2 protein-coding genes and 1 pseudogene are annotated in these 9,270 nt (G+C 66.3%); 2 read left to right on the top strand and 1 reads right to left on the bottom strand.

Translation table 11 applies throughout. From position 1 onward, the window contains the following. The first annotated feature begins 1,155 nt into the window (after window positions 1-1,155). The gene (locus tag ACIBK8_RS30485; RefSeq protein WP_399045324.1) at window positions 1,156-4,434 is read left to right on the top strand and encodes a restriction endonuclease; all 3,279 of its coding nucleotides are present in this window, start codon (window positions 1,156-1,158) and stop codon (window positions 4,432-4,434) included. 190 nt (window positions 4,435-4,624) lie between these two features. Then, a pseudogene (locus tag ACIBK8_RS30480) lies at window positions 4,625-5,773 on the top strand (IS110 family transposase); the annotation flags it as partial. A gap of 731 nt (window positions 5,774-6,504) precedes the next feature. Here ACIBK8_RS30480 and ACIBK8_RS30475 read toward each other — a convergent pair. Further along, entirely contained in the window at window positions 6,505-9,252 is a 2,748-nt protein-coding gene (locus tag ACIBK8_RS30475; protein ID WP_399045322.1) for a pPIWI_RE module domain-containing protein, read from the bottom strand. Window positions 9,253-9,270 lie beyond the last annotated feature (18 nt).

Here is a 9,270-nt window from a genome sequence, read left to right as displayed (position 1 = left end):
GGTACCCCCCGTGGGGGCATTTTTGTGTCACGGCCCCCACGTGTCCGTTTTTGTCCCTCCGGGGCCCGGGGGGGGGCCCCCCCGGGGGGCGCCCCCCCCCCCCCCACTGGTTTGGCGACGCTTCGAAGCCCTTGCATCTCTGTGGGCCAGGCCAGCAGAGGCCCTCGCAAATCGATGCCTTCATCATCTCCTGGTACTGGGCCAGGTAGGAGACCTGCGACGATGGTTGCTGTAGGTCGCTGACCTGGTCTTCCGGCGATGGGGTGCGGTGAATCTGACCGAGTGTCTTGCGGACTGCAGGGCTGACTAGATGGATGAGTCCAAGGGGTGTCGTTGCGGTCAGTGATCGTAAGCGGTCACTGACCGCTTAATCGGCTGTCCTGTCTTGAGCCCGGCCCTCACCACACAGACCGTGATCAACGCTCAAGGTTTCGACCCGCTACCGCCAACCATGCACCAGATCGTTAGCATCGGCGTCAGGACGCCCGGCTGGAACACCGCGCCAAATGTGCACCCACCGCTCCCTCAGCCCCGATGTGCTCCGGTGCCCTGGGGAAGGGCTAGGAAATCTGCCGCGATCTGGGGAATGATTTTCGCTGTTCCCGACTGATTTCCAGGGCCCTGCACACCAGGTGCACCGGTCATGCCGAGACCCCTACTCGGTGCCCGCTCAGCAGGCTTCTTCGTCCCAAGGCAAAAACTCTTCAGGCATGCGTTCAGAGCATCGCAGCACCCCGCCTCCACGAATCGGTCGTGATCGAACAGCCGGATGGCCAAATTTACGTGGCCCGACAGGGCTTGCAGACACCTGCCGTTCAGCTTCGCCGACAGCGGTACACTTCTGCTGGACCGGTCTTTGAACGATGCGGAACTTGGGCGGCCTGTACTGCTGGCGTTCGCTGCTGGGCTGGCGGCCTGCGACTGGTAGACGGTGCATTCCTCCAGGCTGAGTTTTTGCGTTGGCCGCCGCAGTCCGCTACGCCACCGAACAGTACGCGGACCGGGCACGCGAACTGGTGGCCTCCGGCACAGTCCGACTGCGGATGATGGACATGTTCCCCAACACAGGAGCCGGGCCAGCGTCTACTTGAAGCCGTTCTCGCCTTTCTTGCTAATTGCCCCATCCCATAGGCCCCGACGAGGCAGACTGGGCGGGTGACGCCGCCAAGTCCGCACCAGTCCGACACTCCCGACGCAGGTAACCGCGCCCTCTGCCCCGAAGCAGACCCGTGGGTCGCATACTTACTCGACGAGAACCTCCGCACGCCACCAGACCCTGGGCCACCCGGGAATACGCCGCCGGCCGAAGATCTCAATCTGCACATCGGATGGGAGCGATTCGAGAAACTGGTGTTGGCCGTCCTACAACGCAGCCTGGGTCTCCGCGGAATCAGGTTCCGTCGATACGGCCTACATGGTCAGCGTCAATATGGTATTGACCTTGCCGGGCGAGAGCCTGACGGCCGGTACACCGTGGTGCAGTGCAAGGACTATCGGGACTTCACCGCCCGAGATCTGCGTCTGGCTGTAGAGAAATTCACAGCGGGTCGTCAACCGTTCGGCGCCTACCGGCTGATCGTCATCACCTCGGACAATACACAGCACAAAGAGATCGCCCACGAATTGTCTCGGCTGCAGGACGAGCACCGAGATCTTGAGCTGGATGTCTGGGGTTCGGAGATCCTCAATGAGGAGCTGCGTTTCCACGCCGATGTGGTAGCACGGTTCTGGACGCGAGAGACAGCAGATGTGTTCTGCACGGGAGCACCGCTGCCAGGGGTGCCCGTGCCCCCACCCGACTTGCAGGAGCAGGCAGAACGGATCCTCATCGGCCCGCTCAAAACCACTGACATGACGCTGTCCCTGTGCGAGGCGGATACTCAGCGCACCGAGGACCCTGCCAGGGCCGCCAGGATCTACGGCGAGCTGGCGAGTGGACTCGACCAGGCTGGTTATCGCGGACATGCAACAGTGCTGCGCAGTAAGCAGATGGAGACGCTCCGAGAGGCCGGACGGCTCGATGATGCCGCCAGCATTGCAGCTCACCTCGCCGCTATGGCGCTGCACCGCGGAGACCGCTTCGAGCCCCGGAAGCTTGCGCGTTTGCTGGAAACTTTGGCACGGGAAACCGCAGGTTCGGGCACAGCGCGGGCAGCTGCCACAGCACGACATACCCGTCTCATCGTCGCCGCAGTGAACGACGTTCTCCACCCAGTGGGAACTCCCACCAAGCTTCGTGCTGCTCTTGATGATTCAGCGGCCGAAGAGCCTTCATACCGGCCTTTGCTGGTTTTGCTCCTCGCCGAACATCTGCTGGCAGTCGCCCGGGATGAGCTCGCCGCCATCGATGCCTTGCTGCGTTCCGCCGTGCGTCAGGCAGAAAAAACGAGCCCAGCACACGCCGAAGGCGAGGTAGCGCTACGTCTTCGGCTCGTCCGGGCCGAGTACGACACCGAAGAGCGGTGGGAGCTTGCGAAAGCGGCCAGGCGGCACCGGGTATCGGGGCGTCATGCAGCGCTGATCAGTGCGCGCGAGGCACGGAGGTGTTGCCTCGAAGGCCGGGCGGATGAAGCGCTGGAGGCGTGGCGGGACGCGGTTCACGACGGCATTCGTGCCGGGCTCGCCGGGGAGGCAGCCGATTGGCTCTACGCAATCCGTGGCGTGAATGTCCAATACGGCCCGTTGACCACGGAAATCGACGATGAGCATCGCCTCGCTCAAGCGCTCCGCACAACGGGGACCAGGTGCCTGCTGGACCGCGTGCGCGACCCCCAGGAGCAAGCTATGTCGGCCGCGGTGAACAATAAGCCCATTGAGGCCGTATTGTCAGCACGCCGTTGGCTCATCGACAGTGTCGTAACCGGCAGTTGGGCCGATGAGATGGAGGCTCTCGCCTTTCTCGGCGACCTGTACCGGGGCAACGAAGAACCTGCTGTGGCTGCAGTCTGCTATCAGCGTGCAGGAAAGCCGAACCGGATCAGAGAACTCGCGAAATCTGTGCAAGATTCCTTACCTGTGGGAGAACTCAAGGATGCACCATGGTGGGTACTCCACGCCAGGGCGGTCACTATTGCGGAGCAAGCAGACCTCATCGATGATGCCGCCTGTGGAGCGCTCCTCGGAGAACTCACCGGCCTCGCCATCCGTGGCAGGGCCGGGGAGCTCACCGACTCACCGGGGTACGCCCTTACCCTGCAATCAGCGAAGAGCGCTTGCCGGCTCGCTGCGCGCGGCACCCAGGAACAGGCCATTGCCGTACTGGACTTGCTGTCACCCGACGTTCCGCGTGAGCCTCACCACTATTCCGCCACGGATGATGAGCATGCGACTGCCTGCGTCGCCATCGCCTGCGCACATCCCCAGCTGGCCTTCATCGCTCTCTCCCGGTTGATTGACCTTGCCGCGTACGGTGCGGAGAAGGCAATCTCGCTCATGACAAGTGACCGGGCACTCTGGCTGCTCGGAGCCCCGTCCCGAGACGGATACGGCGTCGGCGAACCCACCGGGCACGATGGGTTCTCCACGGCGGACCAGGCAGCCCTTCGCGCACGGATTGGCGAACCGTCCACCATCGATCATCATCTGGCCGATCTCCTCCGCTATGAGGTCGCCCCGGAAAGCCCGTCCGCTCGGGAGCTGGCGAAAAGAGCTCGCGATCGTATCCTGAGCCGCCCCGAACCCACCCGCGGGCGGGCCTACATCGGAACCGGACTTGTGACTGCCTCCTATCTGGCCGGCAGTCTGGATGAGGCGGATCGCCGCGCGTGCCTGGAAGCGGTCCTGAACATCGCTCACGACATCCGTGAGGTGGTGATGAACCGCCAAGAAGCGCTGACCGCTGCCGCTAACCTCGTGATCGGGCTGTCCGGCGAAGCACGGCGGACAGCCTTCTCGCACGGCAAGGAATTCACGCTGAGAAAACAGGGCATGACTCCTCTCGACGTACTCACCCACAACAGCCACCCGCTCAGCGCTTTCCGGTCCCACATAGGCTCCGCATCACTTCGCGGCCACGGGCTGCGGCTCGCCGTCGCTGCGGCCTCCACAGCCGCGGAGCAGGAATGGGTGAGGGACCAAGCGGTCGGTCTGTTCCGAAGTGACGACACATCCGAAGTGAATGCCGCTGCGCACTCGATCAACAGTCTTCCCTCAGAGGTCGCCGCCGCGGTCGATGCCGGTCTGCTCGCCGCGCATGCCAGTGTCCACGTCCGTCAGCTCAGTGCAGTGCTGTGTATGAGGGATCCAAATCGCCACGGCGAGACCGCGCGACGCCTCGCCGGCGATGACGACTTCCAGGTGCGGCTCACCCTGGCGGAGGCGGCCGCCCGCATCGCAGCCGACAGCTCTGCCCTTGTCCGGGAGCTCTTGGCGCTCCTTGCGGACGACCCTCGCCACAGCGTCCGTCAGGCAGCCTTACGTTCGTGGACAGGTTGATCGAGCCGTTCGTAGGGTTGGGTCGCCCAGGGGTGCTGGGTGTGGCTTTCAGGCGGCTGCCATCCGTGGCTGAGCTCGCCTCGCCGCCCGGCATCCCACGGCGGCCAGGCCGCTGATTGGGAAATGCGAACAAGTCGCTGTGTAAGGCAATGCCGACGAGGTCGTCCGTGGCGTGTACTGCAACGACGAACGACTGGAGCGCGATGAGCCGGAACTCCTCCAGCTCCTCGCCGGTGTTCTCGCCCTTGCTGATGAGGCGACCTGGGCGGTCGATATGGCGGACGTCGGAGCCGCGCTGCTGATTGCCTCCTGGTCAACCACGGCCAGGAACTGCTCTACATCCCTGGCCGTGCAGTCAACCGGGCCTCCGACAGCTATCGAGGCGAAGGCAAGATCGACGCTCGCGACGCGCTGGTCATCGCAGACCAGGCCCGCGTCCGCCGCGATCTCAAGTCCATACGTCCCAGCGACGAAATCACCACCGAACTCAAGCTGTTCGCCGCCGGCCGCACCGACCTCGCATGCGACCGCAACCGGTCGATCAACCGACTCCACGCCACGCTGACCAGCATGTTCCCTGCATTGGAACGCGCACTGGATGTGACCACCAAGGGGCCACTCGTGCTACTGACTACCAGACCCCAGCGGCCATCCGCCGCAGCGGCCTGACACACCTCACGAAGTGGCTGCGAACCCGCAGCGTTCGCAACGCCGATTCCCTCGCCACCAGCGCAGTCGAAGCTGCCGAGCGACAGCAGACGGCCGTTCCCGGCGAAGCGGCCATCGCCTCGATGGTGCTTGCGCTGGTCGAGGCGATGATGACCCTCAACGAGAAGATCGCGGGAGTCGACAAGCTCATCGAGGGCCGGTTTCGCCGCCACGAACTCACCGAAGTGATCACCAGCATGCCCGGGATCGGCTCTCTTCTGGTGCCGAGTTCTTTGCCGTCGTCGGCAGTGACATGGCGTCGTTCGGCACTCCGGACCGGCTGGCAGCCTTCGCCGGCATGGCCCCCGCCCCGCACGATTCCGGCAAGTCCCGCGGCATCCGGCACAGGCCACAGCAGTACCACCGCGGCCTTCAACGCGTTTTCTACGCCTCCGCGCTGATCACCATCCGCAGCGACCCGAACTCGCGCCGCTTCTACGGCAGGAAGCGAGCCGAGGGCAAGCGCCACGTCCAGGCTGTGCTCGCGCTCGCGCGCCGACGAGTCAACGTCTTCTGGGCACTGATCCGTGACCGACGGTGCTACCAAGTCGCCCCCAGCAACTCATGCGGCTTGACTTCAAGATTGGGAAGCACGCACTCGTGCGTGAACCCGATCGGGTGGGGCAGATGATCGCCGTGCTGCGGTCCGCCGGACCTGCCCGGCCGCCAGCAGCGACCATGGCCACTACCCGCAACCGCCGGGAAACACAGCATCGTTCAAGCGATCAGCAGTGCCCGCGCCAGCAGCACGGCGGCCTGAAACTACGCAGCCTGCGCGGGGAAGATCCACAACGTCCCCACTGGGGCCTGCTCCTTTGCTCCAGCGGCCGTGATCCCCGCTCCAGGCCGGCCTCTGACACGACCGGTGCCGATGTTCGTCCTCCGTGCCCTCCGGAGCGACAACGCCTGGCTTGCGGGTCCGGCGCTGCGCTTGGCAGGGAACGCTTGCCGACTGCCCAACAGCTACCGCGACCGGCTGATTTCTACGCTGCCCGCGCTGTCGGCCATGATTCGGATACGAACCGCGATGCTGCTTACTCACCGCTGGCCTTCACCACTGCTACCCGACCACGCCCCCGCTACCCTCGCCGGGGCAGCCCGGGTATGGGCAAGCAGGTTCATCGGCACCGAGAGGCATCGCGGTGTCGTGGCTCTGCTCGCCGACCCTGATCTACTGGTCCGAACGAAGGCAGCTGCGTCCCTGGCGCCCCCGGTGCCACCCGACATCCGGCACACGTGGGGCGAAACACTGGCCGTCTCGGCACGGCAATGGACCTGCGTCCACTGCGACACGCTCATGCCGGATACCACCAGCTCCTGTCCGGATCACCATGCACGGCCCCGGCCGCTCCTCACGGCGGATTAGGCGGGTTGCGGAGGCGCGGTCGGGCCGGCTTCCTGAGGAGGGCGGGCGGTGGCGAGGGGCAGGACATACTGGCCTGCCAGCCGGGCGAGGTGCAGCGGAAGCGGGCGGGCCAGAGGCGGGTAGTCGTCATGGAAGCGAAGCTGGTGGGCGAGGGTAGCCCACTCGGCGGGCCGGTCAGGTTGGCCGTCCTCCCTTCCGGTGTCCGCCAATGCCTTTTTTGACAGGCAGCCGAGCACGGTCAGCTCCAGTAAGACAGGGTTCCAGGCGCTCTTGCCGGGGGCCTTCGGCCCGGCTGCGGTGGGCACGAGCTTCATGAGGCCCTTGGGCAGCCTCGCCGTGTGAGGCACATCCGCCGTGCTCGCGAAGACGCGGTTGTCCAGGTCGGGTGGGCCCCACACTCCCTTTGCGAAGCCCGCCTTGCCCTTGCCGTCATGTGCATACCATTCAGGCACCTCCGCGCGGGTGTTCCCGTCCCGGGTGAGCACGACGCGCAGGTCGGGTCCGTGGACCGCGAGCCGCTGGTCCGGGGCGGCGCTGAAGCCCAGCATGTCCTTGACAAGGGAGCTATTGCGCAGCCAGGGCCATGCCTGGCGCAGGTTTTCCGAATTGGCCAGGAGCAGGGTCGGCCGGTCCCGGAGCTGGTAGAGCAAGGTCTTGATCTGCCGCTCGATCTCCCGCTGCCACTGCTGCTCCGTTCTCCGCGCGAAGCAGCTGCCGTTTCCGGGCGCCGGGCCTTGGGTGGCATCGGCGTCCTCGGCCAGCGAAAGCAGCAGCTGCGGATAAGGTACCCAGTCGGCCCGCTCCGGATCCCAGCCGCGGATGGCGCCGGGGCCATCATCGGGACGGACGCGTACCGCGATGAGGCGCCGGGCCGGGCAGCGAGTAGGGCCCTTCCGCGTGTAACGCACCAGCCACAGGGCGGCGTACTGAAGATCACCCGGGATGCCGGCACCCACCCTGTGCGCGGGCGGGCAGACGGCCCCGAGCTGACGGAAGGCATCGAGCCACACCCAGCGTGCCCGATGGCGCAGCGTGCTCTCCGCGTCCGCGGGGAGGTTGATGAATTGGCTGAGGCGTCCCTGGCGTGCGCAGGCGATGCGCAGCGCGTGCTTGGGATCGGCGTCCGGTGTGGCCTTGAAGCGGGCCTTGTCACCGATCTCGATGATCGCAAAGCCCTTCGCATCCCGGGGCGGCACCAGATGATCGGCCACGAGTGCGCATCGGTCGACGACGGCCTCGGCGAGGCGGGCAGCACGGGGGCGGCAGCGGTCGTCCGAGATCTCCAGGCGGGAGGCCAGGGCCCCGGCAGGACGGACGCGGACACGGATGTCCAGACCATCGGCCTGCCAACGCCAAACGTCCTCCGTCCTGCTACCGACCTTCCGGCCAGGCGGCAGCCCGATGGCATCCGGCAGCGCGGCGAGCAATTCAGCCCGCGTCTCCGGTGACTGCCAGAAGATGTCGACCTCCAGCGGGCTGCTGTCCAAGGCACCGACAAGCGCTTCTCTGCGGGCGAGCACTTGGCAGGCCTCCCGCGCCACTCCCCCGTCGGCCGGGGCCGAACGGGGAAGCAGCGAGGGGGTGTTGTGTCGGGTGACCCGCGTGAGGTCTGGGACACGTCGCAGAACGGGCCGCAGTCCGTCCTCGACCCAGACGTCCAACGCGGCGCGTTCCTTGGGCATCAGGCCAGGGCCGACGGTGTGGGGGCCGAGCGACGGGCTGTAGACGATTCCGGCGGAGATGTGCTGCTGGCCGTTGATCCACTTTTCCGGTGCGGCGAGCAGCGCGTCCGGTTCCGGATAGCTACTGACGATATCAAGGTCGGGCAGGAGCAGGGCGGGGCTGTGGCGACGCCAGACCACCCGCCCCTGTTTCCTGTCGAAGCCAAGGGTATTGCCAGTGAGCCGGTATCCACGGTCCGGACCGACCGGCCAGGGCAGCGGCGCGTTCAGCAGCACGCTGGCCCCGTTCAGGTCCCAGCGGCGGACGTCCAACTGAGTGGCCCACCGGCGGATGCTGGTCGTCACGTGGACGCGGAAGCGATCGGCGAATGGCACCGTGTGCGCGGCGACGCGGACGAGGGCCGAGTAGTACCAGGTCTGATTCCGGTGTTCGAAGCGCTGGGGTGGCCAGGAGATCAACTCGGCGCCGTGCTCACAGTTCACGACGCGGAAGCGGAGCTCGGCGCCTTGGCTGCGGTAGGGGCGGGCGGCGAGGCGGAAGGCGATCCACTCCGGCAGCAGGTGGTACAGCCGGTGTGCGGGTTCGGCGGTGCCGCCCGGGGAGGTCCGTGTCTCGGTGAGGTCCACCATCTCGGTGCGCCACCCCGGCATGTCTGCCAGGGCCCGGTCGAAATCCTGCAGCTGTTTGTCCTCGAGCTCCATCCGGTCGCCTTCGCCCTCCCCGCCGTCGTGGTCAGACAGCAGCCCGGCCGTCCAAGTGCCGATGACCGGCGTCACGACCTCCTGGGGCACCGGCTCGCGTGCATAGAGCCGCCAAGCGCGAAAGTCGGTGGCGTCGCCGCGTGCCGTCGCGATGACTCCAGGAGCTGTGGCCCGCAGCAGGGCATTGAGCTGGCGCACCGGCCACCGGGCCGGCCTGCCGTCATCTCCGTGGAGGCGGGTGTGCAGGTCACTCAGTGCGTCGTGCAGCCCTTCGCCGAGGTCCAGGACATGCCCTGTTTCGGTCCACGGGCCGTGCTCGGGGTCGGGTTCGTAGGCCGTGGTCCGGATCGTTCGGTACACGGTGATGCCTCCTCGTGC

The sequence above is a fragment of the Streptomyces sp. NPDC050161 genome (assembly GCF_044460025.1).
Lineage (GTDB): Bacteria > Actinomycetota > Actinomycetes > Streptomycetales > Streptomycetaceae > Streptomyces.
The sequence above is the reverse complement of the archived record's forward strand: the minus strand, read 5'-3'. Positions and strand labels throughout refer to the sequence as shown.